The following is a 19628-nucleotide window of genomic DNA, read 5'->3' as shown; positions in this document are numbered from 1 at the left end:
ATCAGGTCCTCTCCGTTTTGCTTAGCCACATTTCATCCATCCCGCCCCCACGAATCTGCATCGGGTAGACATGCTCACTGCCGTCGACGGTGACGTCGACAAACACCAGGCGATGATTACGCACATGCTCCAGCGCTTCACCCAGCTTGCTCTCCAGTTCATCTGGATGATTAATCTGGATACCGATATGCCCATAAGCCTCAGCAAGGCGCACAAAATCGGGCAGCGACTGCATGTAAGACTGGGAGTGACGCCCGGAGTAGATCATGTCCTGCCATTGTTTGACCATGCCGAGATAACGGTTGTTAAGGTTGAGCACCAGCACCGGCAGTTCATACTGCAGCGCCGTCGACAGCTCCTGGATATTCATCTGAATGCTGCCATCCCCGGTGACGCACACTACCGTTTCATCCGGCAACGCCATTTTCACCCCTAACGCCGCAGGTAAACCGAATCCCATCGTGCCGAGGCCGCCTGAGTTAATCCAGCGACGCGGTTTATCGAACGGATAATAAAGTGCGGCAAACATCTGATGCTGGCCAACGTCAGAGGTCACATACGCTTCCCCTTTCGTCAGATGCCAGATGGTTTCAATCACCGCCTGCGGCTTAATGCTTTCGCTTTGCGTGTCGTATTTCAGACACTGACGGGCGCGCCAGTGCTCAATCTGTTGCCACCAGTCACGGTTATCATCCAGTGGCTGCTGTGATTTCTCCTGCTCCAGCAGTTCGAGCATTTGATCCAGCACCAGACGGGCATCACCCACAATCGGAATATCCGCAGTAACGGTTTTAGAAATAGAGGTCGGATCGATGTCGATATGCAGCACGGTCGCATTCGGACAGTATTTTGCCAGGTTATTTGTCGTTCGATCGTCAAAGCGAACGCCGACAGCAAAGATCACATCGGAATGATGCATGGTCATATTCGCTTCGTAGGTACCGTGCATCCCTAACATGCCCAGCGCCTGACGATGCGTGGCCGGAAACGCGCCCAACCCCATTAGCGAGGAGACAACCGGCAGATTCAGCGCTTCAGCAATCTGAGCTAACTGCTCATGGCAAGCAGCATTGACCGCGCCACCACCCACATAGACAACCGGTTTCTTCGCCGCGACCAGCGTCTGTAGCGCCCGTTTGATCTGTCCTTTATGCCCCGTCGTCGTCGGATTATACGAGCGCATACTCACCGAGTCCGGCCAGCTATAAGGCAGTTTCTTCGCCGGATTCAGAATATCCTTCGGCAAATCCACCACCACCGGCCCAGGACGACCGCTTGCTGCCAGCCAGAAGGCTTTTTTCAGCACCTGCGGGATATCTTCCGTTTGTTTGACCAGGAAGCTGTGTTTTACCACCGGGCGGGATATACCTACCATGTCGCACTCCTGGAAGGCATCGTAGCCAATCAGCGACGTTGCGACCTGTCCGGAGAGGATCACCAGCGGAATGGAATCCATGTAAGCCGTTGCGATTCCGGTAATCGCGTTGGTCGCCCCCGGTCCGGAGGTAACTAATACGACCCCCACTTCTCCCGTGGCACGCGCAAGGCCATCAGCCATATGTACCGCCGCTTGTTCATGGCGGACCAGCACATGATCAATACCTCCGACCGTATGCAGCGCATCATAAATATCGAGGACGGCCCCCCCGGGATAACCGAATACCTGCTTCACACCCTGATCGATGAGCGATCGGACGACCATCTCGGCTCCAGACAACATCTCCATGGCTTGCCTCACTCTTATAATGAATTACGGTTTAACAACACATTAACCGCTGACGATGACGCATGGCAATTGACTCCGAAGGGGTGTCACTGGAGTAAATAAGAATAAAAAGGAGGAAAGACGCGAATAAACGGAGAATTAAACCAGCATAAGCAATCAGTATGATAAATAATCGCTTAAAAATGGGAACTTACAGCAATTACTCTATTTTTTGACACTTTTGGACAGACGTAAAAAATAGAGTTCAGCATAAAATTTCAGTTATAAAGACAAAAGCAGAATAAACAGGATGTATTGTCCGGTTTACTCTGCCGAGTGCTACTGCTTACAAACGGAGACTAACAGCTCTTCCATCCATTGATGTCCTTTATCCCGGCCCGCGGCTTCATGCCAGGAAAGATAGCATGTGCGGCTGTTCAATTTTAACGGTAAAGGTAAGATCTGTAGTTCTAAAGAATCGGCAAATTCTTCTGCTAACCAACGCGGCGCAATAGAGACCAAATGCGTTTGCGACACAATATTAAGAACGCTAATTAATGCCATGCCCTGATAAGCTACGCAGGATTGTTTATCCGGTGTGTCATACCACGGTTGGCTGAATGATGCGAAGCGATCAAGTGACACCACCGCATGCTGTTCATTATAGACATCGCTTTCCAGTAACGGACCACTAATGCGCGGATGCTTTTTACTTGCGACTAACACCATTTCGTCATTGAATAACGGAATACTGGTAAATTCAGGACGACGGAATTCTTCATAGCTAATAACGAATTCTGTTTCCTGGTAACGTAATTGATGCTCTGTATTTTGATTGAGTGAAGATTTAAATACGACATGAATGTTTGGCGCTACTTGCTCAACCCGATTATAAATCAACGACGTCAGAATATTATCCAATGGGCTGCATACGCAAAGATTGAATACGCGCTCGCTGCTGGCTGGCTCAAAACCCGATCCAGGTAGTTCATTTTGCACTAATTGCAATGCCTGGCGAACAGAACCAAATAGCTGGAAAGCTCTTGCTGTCGGCTGGATACCGCGTCCATAACGAACAAAAAGCTCATCATTAAACATCACTTTCAGGCGCGCGACCGCATTACTGACAGCAGGTTGCGACATTCCTAAAGTATGCGCGGCACGGGTAATATTTTGTTCTTGCATCACCGCATCAAAGACGGTTAATAAATTAAGATCAACCATGCGAAGCTGTGGCTTCCCCATATCTATAATATTTGTTTTATCTATTATTTTTACTTCTGGCATATTTAACTCCACTGTCACTCTAAACTCCCTTTTCCCAGACGGAGTGAAGAAATAATCTCCGTTAATATGATTTACCATACATATAAGATGAGAAAAAGAAAAAACATTAAAATTAGGAAAACATAAAGGTACAAACCTAAATGAACAAAAGACCAATGCGAGCGCAGTGTGGCAGGTGTCACTGCACGGTGATTCATATGTTTAAATTTCAAAAACAATATAACCATAAGCATGGCGAATATACAATCATACGTATCGTGAATACGTATTTAAGTTTTAATTAAATGTTTATATTATTAATACATTAAAAGTTAACATTAATTTATCAATTATGTGGAGTCATACCGCACATAGCCATTCACGATTACTATAAAAACAGTCAAATCATAAAGATATGAAATCCCAAGAGCGACCTTTTCTTCAGTTCGCCGTTACAATAAATGCAAATAATTATGCTCAAATATGTCAAACCATGAAAAGTATGTACAACCATCAACTGATTAATTTTATGTACTCCGAAAAATTCAGCACAATTCGCTTAAGTTTTGCAGAAACTTCTCCCCTCAAGTAAGGCATTTGCAGAGGTGAGGGTTGACATCAGTCTTCATATCCAGTACCACTAAAAGCATATCGCATTCGCCTGGAGCTTAATTGATGACTTACATTGCTCGTTTTAACGGTCTACTACTACTAAACGCATCTTCATTGCGCGGTAGACTGGTGGACGACATTCAGCATTAAGTCAGCTCCAGTTAAGACAAAAACCCGCGCCGTTGCGCGGGTTTTTTTATGCTCGAAGCAAGGCGCCCTAAGTAACCAAGGACCTAAACCATGAGCCAGCAAGTCATTATTTTCGATACCACCTTACGCGATGGTGAACAGGCGTTACAGGCAAGCCTGAGTGTGAAAGAAAAACTGCAGATTGCGCTGGCCCTTGAGCGTATGGGCGTTGACGTGATGGAAGTAGGTTTCCCCGTTTCTTCACCGGGCGACTTTGAGTCAGTTCAGACCATTGCTCGTCAGGTTAAAAACAGCCGCGTTTGCGCCTTAGCCCGCTGCGTAGAAAAAGATATCGACGTCGCTGCAGAATCGCTGAAAGTCGCTGAAGCTTTCCGTATTCATACGTTTATCGCCACCTCGCCGATGCACATCGCGACGAAATTACGCAGTACGCTGGATGAGGTCATTGAGCGCGCGGTCTACATGGTTAAGCGTGCGCGTAATTATACCGATGACGTGGAGTTCTCCTGCGAAGATGCAGGCCGTACCCCTATCGCCGATCTGGCTCGCGTTGTTGAAGCTGCTATTAACGCGGGTGCCAAAACCATTAACATCCCTGATACCGTCGGTTACACCATGCCTTTCGAATTTGGGGCAATCATTTCTGGCTTGTATGAACGCGTACCAAATATCGATAAAGCCATCATCTCCGTACACACCCATGATGATTTGGGTTTGGGCGTAGGCAACGCACTGGCAGCCGTTCACGCCGGAGCGCGTCAGGTGGAAGGCGCGATGAACGGTATCGGCGAACGCGCCGGTAACTGCTCACTGGAAGAAGTGATCATGGCGATCAAGGTGCGTAAAGATATCCTGAATGTACAGACCCGCATCAATCACCAGGAGATCTGGCGTACCAGTCAGTTAGTCAGCCAAATCTGCAACATGCCAATTCCGGCAAACAAAGCCATTGTCGGTAGCGGCGCCTTTGCCCACTCCTCCGGCATCCATCAGGACGGCGTACTGAAAAACCGTGAAAACTACGAAATCATGACGCCTGAATCCATTGGTCTGAACCAGGTACAGTTGAACCTGACCTCCCGTTCCGGACGCGCCGCGGTGAAACACCGTATGGATGAGATGGGATATAAAGAAAATGAATACAGCCTGGACAACCTGTATGACGCATTCCTGAAACTGGCGGATAAAAAAGGTCAGGTATTTGATTACGACCTGGAAGCGCTGGCCTTCATTAATAAACAGCAGGAAGAACCAGAGCATTTCCGTCTGGATTACTTCAGCGTGCAGTCCGGCTCAAACGACATCGCCACCGCCTCCGTCAAGCTGGCCTGCGGTGACGAAGTCAAAGCCGAAGCGGCGAACGGTAACGGTCCGGTCGATGCTATTTATCAGGCCATCAACCGTGTAACTGAGTACAACATCGAACTGGTGAAATACAGCCTGACCGCCAAAGGGCACGGTAAAGATGCGCTGGGTCAGGTGGATATCGTTGCCAACTATAACGGTCGTCGTTTCCACGGCGTCGGTCTGGCGACAGATATCGTCGAATCTTCTGCTAAAGCGATGGTGCATGTGCTGAACAACATCTGGCGCGCCGAAGAAGTCGAAAAAGAATTGCAACGCAAAGCTCAGAACAACGAGAACAACAAGGAAACCGTGTGATGTCGAAGAATTATCATATTGCTGTTTTGCCGGGTGACGGTATTGGCCCGGAAGTAATGGCGCAAGCCCTGAAGGTACTGGACGCAATCCGCAACCGTTTTAACATGCGCATTACCACCAGCCACTACGACGTGGGTGGTGCCGCGATCGATAACCACGGTCAGCCGCTGCCACCTGCAACGGTTGAAGGCTGTGAACAAGCTGACGCCATTCTGTTTGGCTCCGTTGGCGGCCCGAAATGGGAAAACCTGCCGCCAAACCAGCAGCCAGAGCGTGGCGCACTGCTGCCATTGCGTAAGCACTTCAAATTATTCAGCAACCTGCGCCCGGCTAAGCTCTACCAGGGGCTGGAAGCGTTTTGCCCTCTGCGCGCAGATATTGCCGCGAACGGTTTCGACATCCTGTGCGTACGCGAACTGACTGGCGGGATTTACTTCGGTCAACCAAAAGGCCGCGAAGGCAGCGGACAACATGAAAAAGCTTTTGATACCGAGGTTTATCACCGTTTCGAGATCGAACGTATTGCGCGTATCGCGTTTGAATCCGCTCGCAAACGTCGCCGTAAAGTTACGTCGATTGATAAAGCTAACGTACTGCAAACGTCTATTCTGTGGCGCGAAATTGTCAATGAAATTGCTAATGAATACCCGGACGTTGAGCTGGCGCATATGTACATCGACAACGCGACTATGCAATTAATTAAAGATCCATCCCAGTTCGACGTGTTGCTGTGCTCTAACCTGTTTGGTGACATTCTGTCTGATGAGTGCGCCATGATCACCGGTTCAATGGGCATGTTACCGTCCGCCAGCCTGAATGAGCAGGGCTTCGGTTTGTACGAGCCTGCTGGCGGCTCCGCTCCGGACATCGCCGGGAAAAATATTGCCAACCCTATCGCCCAGATCCTGTCGCTGGCGCTGCTGCTGCGCTACAGCCTGGATGCCAATGATGCGGCAACCGCAATTGAGAGCGCCATCAACCGCGCATTAGAAGAAGGCATTCGCACCGGTGACTTAGCCCGTGGCGCTGCCGCAGTCAGTACCGATGAAATGGGCGACATCATTGCCCGTTACGTCGCAGAAGGGGTGTAATCATGGCCAAAACGTTGTACGAAAAATTGTTTGATGCGCACGTCGTCTTTGAGGCGCAAAACGAAACCCCACTGTTGTACATCGACAGGCATCTGGTGCATGAAGTGACCTCTCCGCAGGCGTTTGATGGTCTGCGCGCGCATGGCCGTCAGGTGCGCCAGCCAGGTAAAACCTTTGCCACCATGGATCACAACGTCTCGACCCAAACCAAAGACATCAACGCGTCGGGTGAGATGGCGCGCATCCAGATGCAGGAGCTGATTAAGAACTGTAACGAATTTGGCGTCGAGCTGTACGACCTGAACCATCCGTATCAGGGTATCGTTCACGTGATGGGGCCAGAACAAGGCGTGACGTTGCCGGGTATGACCATCGTCTGCGGCGATTCCCACACCGCTACACACGGCGCGTTCGGCGCACTGGCATTTGGCATTGGCACCTCTGAAGTTGAACACGTTCTGGCGACGCAGACCCTGAAACAGGGGCGCGCCAAAACCATGAAGATTGAAGTCAACGGTAAAGCAGCCGCTGGCATTACCGCAAAAGATATCGTGCTGGCGATTATCGGTAAAACCGGTAGCGCAGGCGGTACCGGACATGTCGTTGAGTTTTGTGGCGAAGCCATCCGTGCATTGAGCATGGAAGGCCGGATGACCCTGTGCAACATGGCCATTGAAATGGGCGCCAAAGCGGGTCTGGTCGCACCGGATGAAACGACCTTTAACTATGTTCAGGGTCGTTTACACGCACCGAAGGGCGAGGATTTTGACCACGCGGTTACATACTGGAAAACCCTGAAAACCGACGACAACGCGACGTTTGATACCGTCGTTACCCTGCAGGCAGAAGAGATCGCTCCGCAGGTCACCTGGGGAACAAACCCAGGTCAGGTCATCTCGGTGAACGATAATATTCCCGACCCGGCGTCATTTACCGATCCCGTTGAGCGTGCATCAGCTGAAAAAGCGCTGGCGTATATGGGGCTGAAACCGGGTATTCCGTTAACGGAAGTGGCTATCGATAAAGTGTTCATCGGTTCCTGCACCAACTCGCGTATTGAAGATTTACGCGCCGCGGCAGAAATCGCCAAAGGGCGCAAAGTTGCGCCGGGCGTGCAGGCACTGGTGGTGCCGGGCTCTGGTCCGGTGAAAGCGCAGGCGGAAGCAGAAGGTCTGGATAAGATCTTTATCGAAGCCGGTTTTGAATGGCGTTTACCGGGCTGTTCCATGTGCCTGGCGATGAACAATGACCGCCTGAACCCAGGCGAACGCTGCGCATCCACCAGCAACCGTAATTTTGAAGGTCGTCAGGGCCGCGGTGGTCGCACGCATTTAGTCAGCCCGGCCATGGCCGCCGCTGCCGCCGTTACCGGTCATTTTGCCGACATTCGCAGCATCAAATAAGGAAACTACCATGGCAGAGAAATTTACCCAGCATACCGGCCTGGTTGTCCCACTGGATGCCGCCAACGTTGATACCGACGCAATTATCCCTAAACAGTTTTTGCAGAAGGTTACGCGCACCGGTTTTGGCGCCCATCTGTTTAACGACTGGCGTTTCCTGGACGAAAAGGGCCAACAGCCGAATCCTGAGTTCGTTTTAAACTTCCCGGAATATAAAGGGGCATCAATTCTGCTCGCACGGGAAAACTTTGGCTGCGGCTCTTCACGCGAACATGCGCCGTGGGCACTGACCGATTACGGCTTTAAAGTGGTGATCGCACCAAGCTTCGCCGACATCTTCTACGGCAACAGTTTCAATAACCAACTGTTGCCGGTGACCCTGAGCGACGCGCAGGTTGATGAAATGTTCGCGCTGGTGAAAGCCAATCCGGGCATTAAATTTGAAGTGGATCTGGAAGCGCAGGTGGTGAAAGCAGGCGATAAGTCCTACAGCTTTAAAATCGACGACTTCCGCCGCCACTGCATGCTCAACGGTCTGGACAGCATCGGGCTGACGCTGCAGCATGAAGCGGCCATCACCGAGTACGAAGACAAGCAGCCAGCATTTATGCAGTAATCTCTTCCGCTGGTCACCGCACGGTGGCCAGCCCTTTCTCTTCGCCTACAGCGTATCGCCGTAATAGATTTGGTAGCCAAGATTGACGCTGCCCGGCGCATCTTTCCCGTTCAAACGCTTAATCAGAATATCCGCCGCCGTTTTGCCAATCTCAAAGCGTGGCGTAATCACGCTGGCGATTTTTTGCAGCCGCGCACGGCCAATTTCCAGCCCGTGGAAACCGGCAATCGCCATTTTTCCCGGCACATCGTACTGCTGTGCCTGACACTCCAGCAGCGCGCCAACCGCCAGGTCATCGTTGGTACAGAAAATAGCGTCAATATCCGGCTTTTCCGCCATCGCCTGCTGGAACATCTTGCGTCCAAGCGCCACCGACGAAATAGTTTTTGGCGCAAGGTGGTACGCTTCCAGTCCCTGCGCCGCCAGCGCTTTCTCGGTGCCGCGAAAACGGCTAAGGTCTCGGGGGTCATCCATCGAGCCAAAGAAAGCAATGCTGCGTTTACCGCTGTCGATAAAAGCCTGCGTCATTTCAAACGCGGCTTTTTCGTTATCAAACCCAACCTGAATATCAAGATACTGGCCGCTAATATCCATCAGTTCCGCCACCGGTACGCCACTGGCGCGCACGTACTGGATCATTCGCTCTGTATGCAACTTTCCCGTGAGGATCAGGCCGTCGATATTGTAAGAGAGCAGGTTCAGCACCTCGCGTTCTTCACGCTCGGCATCATATTCGTAGTTGGCGATCAGCGTCTGGTACTGGCAGGCCGAGGTGACGGATTCAATCCCTGCCAGCACGTCGGCAAAGATCTGATTACGAAACGAGGGGATCAGCACACCAATGGTTTTGCTGCGTGCGTTGAGCAGAATTTCCGGGGCGCGGTTGGGGATGTAGTTGTTCTCTTCCATCACTTTCGAAATCAATTCGCGGCTGCGTTGCGACACCTGATTCGGGTCACGCAGATAACGGCTGACCGTCATCTTATTCAGCCCGGCCAGATTAGCGATATCCTGTAATGTCATCCGATTGTTTTTCATGAGGTTCTCTACGACCAACAGCCCATTATGCTCGCAGAGAACCTTATCACAGCCGGTTAGCGACTGCACTCCTCGCTCAACCTTAACGCGTAGCCATCTCAGCCGACGGCGACGTGGTTTCATTTTGCGCACGAACGCAGTACATCAGCACCACCGACGCCAGCAGAGCAATCGCCATGAAGGTGTAGGAGACGCCCGGCCCGCCGGTCACGCCGTTGAGGTAACCCACCAGCCACGCGCCGAGGAATGCCCCTAACGCGCCAAAACTGTTGATCATCCCCATCGACACGCCGGAGACGTTGCGCGGTAGCAGTTCGGGGATCAGCGCAAAGAACGGCCCGTAAGGCGCATACATACAGGCGGCGGCCACAACCAGCAGCGCGTAGGAGAGCCAGAAGGACTGGTTGCCCAACAGCCACGAGGCAAAGAACGCGATGGCGGCAATCAACAGCAGCGGCCAGATAAACAGCTTACGGTTCTGGAACTTATCGGACAGCCAGGAGACGGTCAGCATCAGGCAGATCGCCGCCAGATACGGTACCGCTGCCAGCCAGCCCACCGCCACGATGTCCATCTGCGCCGCATTTTTGAGGATTGACGGCATCCACATCATGAAGCCATACACCCCGATGCTCCACAGCGCATGCACCGCGCAAAGCATAATGACGCTGCGTGAACGCATCGCTTCACCGTAGTTACGCATCGGTTTGATGTCGCGCTGCTCGCGATCCATCGCCTGCTGTAATGCCTGTTTCTCCTGCTCGCTCAACCAGCCCGCATCCGCCGGTTTGTCCCGTACCAGAATCACCCAGCAGAACGCCCAGATCACCGCCGGGATACCTTCGATAATAAACATTTCGCGCCAGCCCCAGGCTTCAATCAGGTAGCCGGAGACAATCGACATCCACAGCACTGTGACCGGGTTGCCGAGAATTAAAAAGGTGTTGGCGCGCGAGCGTTCAGTTTTGGTAAACCAGTTGCTGATATAAATCAGCATCGCGGGCATCACCGCCGCTTCGACGATGCCGAGAATAAAGCGGATCGCCATCAGCGTTGGGATATTGCTGACAAAGCCGGTCGCCGCGGCACAAAGCCCCCAAAGGATCAGGCTGTAAAAAATCATTTTGCGCACGCTATGCTTTACGGCGTACATCGCGCCCGGCACCTGGAAAAAGAAATAGCCCAGGAAGAATAACGCGCCAATTAACGATGCTGTTCCCTGAGTAATCCCTAAGTCATGTTCAATACCGGCGGCAGCGGCAAAGCCGTAATTGGCGCGGTCGAGATAAGCTAAGCTGTAGGTAATAAAAATAATCGGCATTAAATACCACCAGCGACGCGCTGGCAGTTTTGCGAGCATATTCATACTCACTCCTTGGATTATTGTTTTATCGCTCAGGCCGCGCGTTGCGGCCCATTATTGATCAGACCGCGGCCAGCATGCCGCCGTCCACAAACAGAAGATGCCCATTCACAAAGTCAGAAGCGGGCGCGGCAAGATAAACCGCCGCGCCGATCAGCTCCTCCGGGTTACCCCAGCGAGCGGCGGGCGTGCGCTGGAACAGCCAGGCGGAGAATGCTTCATCGTTGACCAGCGCGGTGGTCATGTCGGTGGCGAAATAGCCGGGAGCAATGCCATTGACCTGAATATTGTATTCCGCCAGTTCCACGCACATGCCACGGGTTAACATTTTGACCGCGCCTTTTGACGCCGCGTATGGAGTAATGGTTTTACGACCTAATTCGCTTTGCATTGAGCAGATATTAATAATCTTCCCGCGGCGGCGTTGCACCATGTAGCGGGAAACCTGCTGCGACACCAGAAAGACCGATTTCTGGTTTACATTAATCACTTTGTCCCATTCAGCCTCCGGGAATTCGGTGAAGGGAAAACGACGCTGAATTCCGGCGTTGTTAATTAAAATATCAATGGCCCCAACTTCCTTTTCGATTTGCGCGATGGCGCGCGCAACCTCTTCCCCGTTGGTGACATCAAATCCATAGCCAACGGCGCGATAGCCTTCGGCAACCAGTTTGTCCGCCGCCGCCTGAGCGCGCTGCTGGGTAATATCGTTAATCACAATCTCAGCACCGTGCGCCGCCAGACCGTTGGCCAGCAGGTTACCAATGCCCTGAGCGGAACCGGTAATCAGCGCGCGTTTACCGGTCAGGTCGAATAGGTTCTTCATAAAAAACTCCTTTTTTAATAACTGTTACGCGTAACTGTATACGCGTAACAGTAGAAAAAAGAAGATCCAGGAAGAGGAAAATGATCGTTATGTGATCAACATTGCATTTACGTGCAAGATGAAAAAAAGAGGGATTGGCCTGATAAGCGTAACGCGATCAGGCCGTAAGGACAGGTTGTCGGATGGCGGCGTAAACGCCTTATCCGGCCTACAAAAACGACAAAAGCGAATACGAAATGTCGTCCGGTCGGGCACTGCAACGCCGGGACTGCACCGGACTAAACATCCTTCACCCGCCCGGTCATCCACAGCGTCACCACCGAAATCACCGCAATCACCCAATAGACGGCAGAGTGACCGTAGCTTTGCGCAACAGCCCCCTGAATCACCCCTGCCAGAATGACTCCCGTTGAAATACTGTTGGTAAATAATGTGGTCGCTGATCCCGCACGTCCGGGCATCAGATCCTGAAACCACAGCATGCCTATCCCGGCGATAATACCGATAAATACCGCGTTAAACAGTTGCAGCACCAGCAGCGCCGTACGGCTGTGAAAGAAGATCAAACCAAGATAAAACAGCACGCCTGCTGCTACGGCGGCGATCATCATTCGCCGTTTGCCAAAGCGTTTCACGTAATAGCCCGCCAGAATCATCGCCGGAATTTCCAGCCCAGCCGCCGTCCCCATTAGAATCCCGGCCAGCTTGTCCGGCAAGCCCAGTTCGAGGCTTATCCACAGCGGCATATCGATGATGTACATGGTGTTGCAGGTCCACATCAGCGTGGAGGCAATAAACAACATACGCACATTTTTGTCCTGCCAACCACCGGTCTGTTCCAGCGGCACGTCTACAGGCTGCTCCACCCGAGCAACTGACGGCAGTATCAGCGCAATCAGCACCAGGCTAATGGCAAAAATCCCTGCGGCAATGGAAAACATCGCCGTAAAGCCGTAATTCAGCGCCAGCATAAAAGCCAGCGGTGGGCCAATTACCCAGGCCAGTGAAAGCTGCGCACGCATCACCGAGCTAAACATCACCACTTCACGCGCGGAGTTATCAGCATATTCCCGCGCCAGCGCAAACAGCTGCGGCATGGCGGTGTTCGCCAACGAGGCCAGCAGCACACCACAGGTGATCAGCGTAAGATAGTGACGATTAAAGGCAAACAGCAACGCATTGCCAATTGCCATCAGGCAGCAGAACATGATCAACTTACGTCGATCGCCCTGGCTGTCGGATCGTTTCGCGAGGCCAAGGCTGACGACGATCCCGACAATCGCATTGACGGTGTAAAACAGCCCGACCCAAAATGGCTGCGCCCCGACTTCACGGCTCAGGAACAGACTCAGCGTGGGTGCCTGCAATGCCCCCGCCACGCCCATCATAAAAGCGACCAGCATAAATGCTGCGTAAACGCCGTTGAGGCGCCGTCCCATGGTCATAATCCAGAGCATATCTTTCCTTTTAAGCGCAGCTGAAACGAAAAAAGCCAGCAGATGATACCTGCTGGCGCGGCGATTAACACCAATACTCAGTCACACATGATGTCTGCAATTTCCAATTCAGGAGTCAGATGTCATCTCCCACTGCATCAGCTCTTCGAGCATCTTTAAGCGCTGCGGGGCACTCAGGCAAGCCAACCAGGACGATTTTTCTGTCGCGGTAAAGTACTTCAACCAGAACTGACGCATAGATGACCCCTTCGTTGTCTCATCGCTTCATCGGAATCTATTATTGGCTTAATATAGGGATTATAAAATTGCTGAGTTTTCCGCAGGAGTTCCCCTTTTATGTCTTCTGGTCGTTTGCAACAACAGTTCATCCGTCTGTGGCAATGCTGTGACGGCAAGACGCAAGAAACGACGCTCAACGAGCTGGCGGATCTGCTGAGCTGCTCGCGCCGCCATATGCGTACGCTGCTTAATACCATGCAGGATCGTGGCTGGTTAACGTGGGAAGCTGAAGTTGGACGAGGCAAACGCTCGCGACTGACATTCCTCTATACTGGGCTGGCGCTCCAGCAGCAGCGCGCGGAAGACCTACTGGAACAGGATCGCATCGATCAACTAGTGCAGCTTGTCGGTGACAAAACGGCCGTCCGGCAAATGCTGGTCTCCCACTTGGGCCGCAGCTTTCGCCAGGGTCGGCATATCATGCGCGTTCTCTATTATCGCCCGATGCACAACCTGCTCCCCGGTACAGCATTACGCCGCTCCGAAACCCATATCGCCCGCCAAATTTTCAGTGCCTTAATTCGGGTAAATGAGGAAAATGGGGAACTGGAAGCGGACATTGCCCATCACTGGCAGCAAATTTCACCTTTGCATTGGCGATTCTTCCTGCGCCCGGGGATCCATTTTCATCATGGCCGCGAGCTGGAAATGGAAGATGTTATCGCCTCGCTGAGGCGCATTAACGCCCTACCACTGTACTCACACATCACGCAGATCGTCTCTCCCACGGCCTGGACGCTGGATATCCATCTGGCCCAGCCAGATCGCTGGCTTCCCTGGCTATTGGGGCAGGTCCCGGCCATGATCCTGCCGCGAGAATGGGAAACGCTAAACAACTTTTCCAGCCACCCGATTGGTACCGGTCCGTATGCGGTAATGCGCAATACCAATAACCAACTGAAAATTCATGCATTTGATGATTACTTTGGCTACCGGGCGCTGATTGACGAAGTTAACGTTTGGGTATTACCCGACATCGGAGAAGAGCCTGGCGGCGGGTTGACGCTAAAAGGTCCAACAGAGGATGAAAAGGCGATCGAAAGCCGCCTCGAAGAAGGTTGCTACTACCTGTTGTTTGATGCGCGTAGCCACCGTGGCGCGAACCAGGAGGTTCGCGAGTGGGCAAGCCGCGTTCTCTCGCCAACGAATTTAATCTGCCACGCCGATGAACAGTACCAGCGGTTGTGGTTTCCCGCCTACGGTTTGCTTCCCCGCTGGCATCACGCCAAACCTGGCCATGGTGAAAAACCCGCCGGGCTGGAAACGCTGACGATCACCTACTATCGCGATCATATCGAACACCGGATTATCGCGCAGATCATGAAAACGTTGCTGGCGCAGCATCAGGTACAGTTGAATATTCAGGAGATCGACTACGATCAATGGCATGCAGGTGAAATCGTCAGCGATATCTGGCTCAACAGCGCCAACTTTACCCTCCCGCTGGACTTCTCACTGTTCGCCCATTTGTGCGAAGTCCCTTTGCTGCAAAACTGTATCTCGCGGGACTGGGAAAACGATGCGGCTCGCTGGCGAACGGGCGAAATGAGCCTGGCAGCATGGTGCCAACAGCTGCTTGCCACAAAGGCCATTGTGCCATTAATCCACCACTGGCTGATCATTCAGGGGCAGCGCAGTATGCGCGGGCTGCGCATGAATACCCTCGGCTGGTTTGATTTTAAATCGGCGTGGTTTGCGCCGCCGGATCCATAAGAGCCAGCTCTTAATTGCTGCCCGGCAACAAAATCACTACACTAACGCCGTTCTCAACGGGGTGCTAAATAAAAAACATACACAAGATCATTCATGATGCATCAAGGCGGCAAGCGAGTGAGTCCCCAGGAGCATAGATAACTATGTGACTGGGGTGAGCGAGCGCTGCCAACACAGAGGCAGCGTGAATGATGAAGTGTATGGGCTGAGAGATACCCGTCGAACCTGATCCGGATAATGCCGGCGAAGGGATTTGAGGCTTATCTCAAGTCCTTTGCCACCCAACTCTTGAGGTGCAAAGTGTTTAAAAAATGTCTTCCGCTTATACTGCTGTGCGCAGCGCCTGCCTTCGCTAAACCTGTACTGACCGTCTATACCTACGACTCGTTCGCAGCTGACTGGGGCCCGGGCCCGACAATCAAAAAAGCCTTTGAAGCTGACTGCAACTGCGAGCTAAAACTGGTGGCGCTGGAAGATGGCGTCTCACTGCTTAACCGCTTGCGCATGGAAGGAAAAAACAGCAAAGCCGACGTCGTGCTGGGTCTGGATAACAACCTTCTGGAAGCCGCTACACAAACCAAACTGTTTGCCAAAAGTGGTGTTGCAAACGACGCCGTTAACGTACCCGGCGGCTGGAAAAACGATACCTTCGTTCCGTTTGATTACGGCTATTTCGCCTTCGTTTATGATAAGAACAAGCTGAAGAATCCGCCCAAAAGCCTGAAAGAACTGGTAGAGAGCGACCAAAAATGGCGCGTCATTTATCAGGATCCGCGCACCAGCACGCCGGGATTGGGTCTGCTGCTATGGATGCAGAAAGTCTATGGCGATAAAGCGCCAGAGGCGTGGCAGAAACTGGCAGCCAAAACCGTCACCGTCACCAAGGGCTGGAGCGAAGCCTACGGCCTGTTCCTGAAAGGTGAAAGCGATCTGGTGCTCAGCTACACCACCTCTCCGGCCTATCACATCATCGCCGATAAAAAAGACAACTACGCCGCAGCCGACTTTAGCGAAGGCCACTATTTGCAGGTGGAAGTCGCCGCCCGTACCGCGGCCAGCAAGCAGCCGGAACTGGCCGAGAAATTCCTGAAGTTTATGGTATCCCCGGCATTCCAGAATGCGATTCCGACCGGCAACTGGATGTATCCCGTGACGCAAGTCGCCCTACCGCCAGGATTCGAGCAACTGAATAAACCGGCCACCGCGCTGGAATTTACGCCGCAGCAGGTTGCGGCTCAACGTCAGGCATGGATTAGCGAATGGCAACGCGCCGTCAGCCGCTAATCCCCGGCTGGCTGGTTCCAGGGCTTACCGCCGCCACGCTGATGGTGGCCGTTGCCCTGGCCGCATTTTTGGCACTGTGGTTTAACGCCCCGCAGGGAGAGTGGCTCTCGCTGTGGCAAGATGACTACCTGTGGCACGTGGTGCGCTTTTCTTTCTGGCAGGCATTTTTATCCGCTGTGCTGTCGGTTGTCCCGGCGATTTTCCTTGCCAGAGCGCTCTATCGTCGTCGTTTTCCAGGGCGTCTGGCGCTGCTGCGTCTGTGCGCGATGACGTTAATCCTGCCAGTGCTGGTCGCGGTATTCGGTATTCTTAGCGTCTACGGTCGCCAGGGTTGGCTGGCCTCGCTCTGGCATACATTCGGGCTGGAGTGGACGTTTTCGCCATACGGTTTGCAGGGCATTCTGCTGGCGCATGTCTTTTTCAATCTGCCGATGGCCAGCCGCCTGCTGTTACAGTCGCTGGAGAATATTCCCGGCGAACAGCGGCAGTTAGCCGCTCAGTTGGGTATGCGTGGCTGGCATTTCTTCCGTTTTGTTGAATGGCCATGGCTGCGTCGTCAGATCCTGCCCGTCGCGGCACTCATCTTTATGCTGTGCTTCGCCAGTTTCGCCACCGTTCTGTCGTTTGGCGGCGGGCCACAGGCCACCACCATCGAGCTGGCTATCTATCAGGCGCTGAATTTTGATTACGATCCTGCCCGCGCAGCCATGCTGGCGTTGATCCAGATGGTTTGTTGTTTGGCGCTGGTGCTCCTCAGTCAACGTCTGAGCCGCGCGATTGCTCCCGGTGCTACCCTGGTACAAGGCTGGCGCGATCCCGACGATCGCCTGCACAGCCGACTGGCTGATGCAATCCTGATTATTCTTGCCCTGTTGCTGTTACTGCCGCCGCTGCTGGCGGTGATTGTCGATGGCTTAAACCGCCATGTTCTGGATGTACTGATGCAGCCAGTGCTGTGGCAGGCGCTGGGAACCTCGCTGCGCATCGCATTAGCAGCAGGAGCGTTATGCGTCGTGCTCACTATGATGCTGTTATGGAGCAGTCGTGAACTTCGTGCCCGACAGCAACTGCTGGCAGGTCAGATGCTGGAGTTGAGCGGCATGATGATCCTCGCCATGCCGGGTATCGTGTTAGCTACCGGCTTCTTTCTGCTGCTCAATAACACCGTTGGACTCCCCACATCTGCCGACGGCATTGTGATTTTCACCAATGCGCTGATGGCGATCCCTTACGCGCTGAAGGTACTGGAAAACCCAATGCGTGACGTGACCGCACGCTACAGTATGTTGTGCCAGTCGTTGGGAATTGAGGGATGGTCGCGCCTGAAAGTGGTTGAACTACGGGCACTGAAACGCCCGCTGGCGCAGGCGATGGCGTTTGCCTGTGTACTGTCGATTGGCGACTTTGGCGTGGTGGCGTTATTTGGCAATGAGGATTTCCGCACCCTGCCGTTTTATTTATATCAGCAGATTGGCTCTTATCGCAGTCAGGATGGCGCGGTTACGGCGTTATTGCTGCTGATCCTGTGCTTTACGCTGTTTACCGTTATTGAGAAATTGCCGGGTCGAAATGTTAAAACTGATTGATATCACATGGCTTTATAACCATTTGCCCATGCGCTTTACCCTGTCGGTCGCGCGCGGTGAGCAAATAGCTGTACTCGGGCCCAGCGGCGCCGGGAAAAGTACGCTGCTGAATCTGATTGCCGGCTTTCTCACGCCTGCCAGCGGTACCATGATGATTGATGGTGAAGATCACACCACCACGCCGCCCTCACGCCGTCCCGTTTCCATGTTGTTTCAGGAAAATAACCTGTTCAGCCATCTGAGCGTACAGCAAAACATCGGCCTGGGCCTGAATCCGGGATTGAAGCTGAACACATCGCAGCGGGAGAAAATGCACCACATCGCTCAACAAATGGGACTCGACTCTCTGCTGGAACGCCTCCCCGGTGAGCTTTCCGGCGGGCAGCGGCAGCGCGTGGCGCTGGCGCGTTGTCTGGTGCGGGAACAACCTATTTTACTGCTTGATGAACCGTTCTCAGCGCTCGATCCCGCGCTGCGCCAAGAGATGCTAACGCTGGTCGCCGAAGTCTGTCGCGAGAAGCAGCTGACGTTGCTGATGGTTTCTCACAGCGTAGAAGATGCCGCGCGAATTGCGTCCCGCTCGATTGTGGTCGCCGATGGGCGCATCGCGTGGCAGGGCAAAACGGACGATCTGTTAAGCGGCAACGCCAGCGCCTCGGCGCTATTGGGCATTAAAGCATAATGCGTTACCGGATGACGGCGTGAACGCCTTATCCGGCCTGCAGGTCGCACATTTTGTAGGCCGGATAAGGCGAAGCCGCCATCCGGCAAAGGTATCGTCAGTAACCTACAACCTTACGCAGAATGTCGATATACACCGGCATCAGCGGATGGCGCAGTAACGCCACCAGCGCGACCACGCCGATCCCGAGCGTTAACGGCGCCAGATACAGCAAACGGCTGCGGGGGAAATACACCGTTAAGCGATCAACAGCCGCTTTGCCACTGCGCCATAGCCGCCAGCAAAACCAGCCGCCCACCCAGAGCAACACCGCCGTCGCCAGCAGCAACCATTTAAAATCCCCGCTCTGCATATCAGAAGGGATATCAATTGCCGCTCCCGCCAGGATCCCCGGCAGGAAGTAGAACGGTGGCCACAGCACGCAGCCAATAATATTCGGGACGATAAATTTAGCGACAGGCAGATCCAGCATGCCTGCTACCATCGGCACCAGCGGGCGCGTCGGTCCGACAAACCGCCCCACCAGAATAGTAAACATGCTGTGCTGATGCAGGGCGTGCTCGGTTTTATCCAGCAACGCCTTGTTCTTTTTCATGAATGACCAACGGTGCAATGGCTTTTTAAAGCGCCAGCCCAACCAGAAGGAGATCCAGTCCCCCAACAGGCAGCCGACAATGCCCGCAAGCCAGGCATGCCAGAAGTTCAGTTCGCCGCTGCCAATCAGCGCGCCCAACCCCGCCATCATCACGGTCCCGGGCAGAATCAGACCAACCAGCGCCAGCGACTCCAAAAAAGCCACCAGAAGTACGGCGATCAGAGAGTACAGGGCGGACTGGAGAATAAAGTGTTCCAGCAATGCTTGCATAATGTGTCCGTCAAATTTACGAAGCAGGGA

The 19628-nt window shown here is 53.1% G+C and carries 17 protein-coding genes; 9 read left to right on the top strand and 8 right to left on the bottom strand.

Annotated features, from left to right (window positions below; translation table 11 throughout):
* Window position 1: 1 nt before the first annotated feature.
* Window positions 2-1726 (bottom strand): acetolactate synthase 3 large subunit, encoded by a 1725-nt coding sequence (gene ilvI / locus OGY10_RS05200; protein ID WP_286576402.1) that lies wholly within the window; start codon window positions 1724-1726, stop codon window positions 2-4.
* A gap of 318 nt (window positions 1727-2044) precedes the next feature.
* The gene (leuO, locus tag OGY10_RS05195; protein WP_020996231.1) at window positions 2045-2992 is read right to left on the bottom strand and encodes a transcriptional regulator LeuO; all 948 of its coding nucleotides are present in this window, start codon (window positions 2990-2992) and stop codon (window positions 2045-2047) included.
* A gap of 654 nt (window positions 2993-3646) precedes the next feature.
* On the opposite strand from leuO, the gene leuL reads away from it, so the two are divergent.
* The 5 genes from leuL (at window position 3647) to leuD (ending at window position 8505) form a co-directional block, all read left to right on the top strand.
* Window positions 3647-3733, top strand: a complete 87-nt coding sequence (gene leuL, locus OGY10_RS05190; RefSeq protein WP_048998978.1) for a leu operon leader peptide — start codon at window positions 3647-3649, stop codon at window positions 3731-3733.
* Window positions 3734-3823: 90 nt separating this feature from the next.
* Window positions 3824-5395, top strand: a complete 1572-nt coding sequence (gene leuA / locus OGY10_RS05185; RefSeq protein ID WP_008786191.1) for a 2-isopropylmalate synthase — start codon at window positions 3824-3826, stop codon at window positions 5393-5395.
* Window positions 5395-6486, top strand: a complete 1092-nt coding sequence (leuB, locus tag OGY10_RS05180; RefSeq protein WP_003829570.1) for a 3-isopropylmalate dehydrogenase — start codon at window positions 5395-5397, stop codon at window positions 6484-6486. Before leuA ends, leuB begins: the two co-directional genes overlap by 1 nt.
* A gap of 2 nt (window positions 6487-6488) precedes the next feature.
* Window positions 6489-7889 carry a 3-isopropylmalate dehydratase large subunit gene (leuC, locus tag OGY10_RS05175; protein ID WP_071446595.1) on the top strand — a complete coding sequence of 467 codons (1401 nt, stop codon included), beginning with the start codon at window positions 6489-6491 and terminating at the stop codon, window positions 7887-7889.
* A gap of 10 nt (window positions 7890-7899) precedes the next feature.
* Window positions 7900-8505: a 3-isopropylmalate dehydratase small subunit gene (gene leuD / locus OGY10_RS05170; RefSeq protein WP_003829572.1), complete on the top strand. Its 606-nt coding sequence runs from the start codon at window positions 7900-7902 to the stop codon at window positions 8503-8505.
* A 45-nt stretch (window positions 8506-8550) separates the two neighbouring features.
* On the opposite strand, the gene idnR is transcribed toward leuD, so the two are convergent.
* From idnR to sgrT, 5 genes are all read right to left on the bottom strand, one after another.
* Entirely contained in the window at window positions 8551-9543 is a 993-nt protein-coding gene (gene idnR, locus OGY10_RS05165; RefSeq protein ID WP_032944294.1) for a DNA-binding transcriptional regulator IdnR, read from the bottom strand.
* A gap of 82 nt (window positions 9544-9625) precedes the next feature.
* Window positions 9626-10909: an MFS transporter gene (locus OGY10_RS05160; protein ID WP_003829574.1), complete on the bottom strand. Its 1284-nt coding sequence runs from the start codon at window positions 10907-10909 to the stop codon at window positions 9626-9628.
* 58 nt (window positions 10910-10967) lie between these two features.
* Window positions 10968-11732, bottom strand: a complete 765-nt coding sequence (gene idnO / locus OGY10_RS05155) for a gluconate 5-dehydrogenase (RefSeq protein WP_267458783.1) — start codon at window positions 11730-11732, stop codon at window positions 10968-10970.
* Between the two features lie 278 nt (window positions 11733-12010).
* Window positions 12011-13189: a sugar efflux transporter gene (locus tag OGY10_RS05150; RefSeq protein WP_111466122.1), complete on the bottom strand. Its 1179-nt coding sequence runs from the start codon at window positions 13187-13189 to the stop codon at window positions 12011-12013.
* A gap of 108 nt (window positions 13190-13297) precedes the next feature.
* Window positions 13298-13426 (bottom strand): glucose uptake inhibitor SgrT, encoded by a 129-nt coding sequence (sgrT, locus tag OGY10_RS05145; RefSeq protein WP_020996233.1) that lies wholly within the window; start codon window positions 13424-13426, stop codon window positions 13298-13300.
* Between the two features lie 99 nt (window positions 13427-13525).
* Between sgrT and sgrR the strand changes: the two genes are divergently transcribed.
* The 4 genes from sgrR to thiQ all read left to right on the top strand — a co-directional run bounded on the left by sgrR (window position 13526) and on the right by thiQ (window position 18733).
* Window positions 13526-15181 (top strand): HTH-type transcriptional regulator SgrR, encoded by a 1656-nt coding sequence (gene sgrR / locus OGY10_RS05140; protein WP_057067388.1) that lies wholly within the window; start codon window positions 13526-13528, stop codon window positions 15179-15181.
* A gap of 300 nt (window positions 15182-15481) precedes the next feature.
* The gene (gene thiB, locus OGY10_RS05135) at window positions 15482-16465 is read left to right on the top strand and encodes a thiamine ABC transporter substrate binding subunit (protein WP_286576401.1); all 984 of its coding nucleotides are present in this window, start codon (window positions 15482-15484) and stop codon (window positions 16463-16465) included.
* On the top strand, window positions 16441-18051 hold the full coding sequence (gene thiP / locus OGY10_RS05130; protein WP_286576400.1) for a thiamine/thiamine pyrophosphate ABC transporter permease ThiP: 1611 nt from the start codon (window positions 16441-16443) through the stop codon (window positions 18049-18051). Before thiB ends, thiP begins: the two co-directional genes overlap by 25 nt.
* Window positions 18035-18733, top strand: a complete 699-nt coding sequence (gene thiQ, locus OGY10_RS05125; protein ID WP_286576398.1) for a thiamine ABC transporter ATP-binding protein ThiQ — start codon at window positions 18035-18037, stop codon at window positions 18731-18733. Before thiP ends, thiQ begins: the two co-directional genes overlap by 17 nt.
* A gap of 97 nt (window positions 18734-18830) precedes the next feature.
* On the opposite strand, the gene OGY10_RS05120 is transcribed toward thiQ, so the two are convergent.
* The gene (locus tag OGY10_RS05120; protein ID WP_153753741.1) at window positions 18831-19598 is read right to left on the bottom strand and encodes a DedA family protein; all 768 of its coding nucleotides are present in this window, start codon (window positions 19596-19598) and stop codon (window positions 18831-18833) included.
* Window positions 19599-19628: the final 30 nt, after the last annotated feature.

The organism is Citrobacter sp. Cpo148, from assembly GCF_030332375.1.
Classification (GTDB): Bacteria; Pseudomonadota; Gammaproteobacteria; order Enterobacterales; family Enterobacteriaceae; genus Citrobacter; species Citrobacter portucalensis.
Note: the sequence above shows the minus strand (reverse complement) of the source record. Positions and strands in the feature narration are given on the sequence as shown.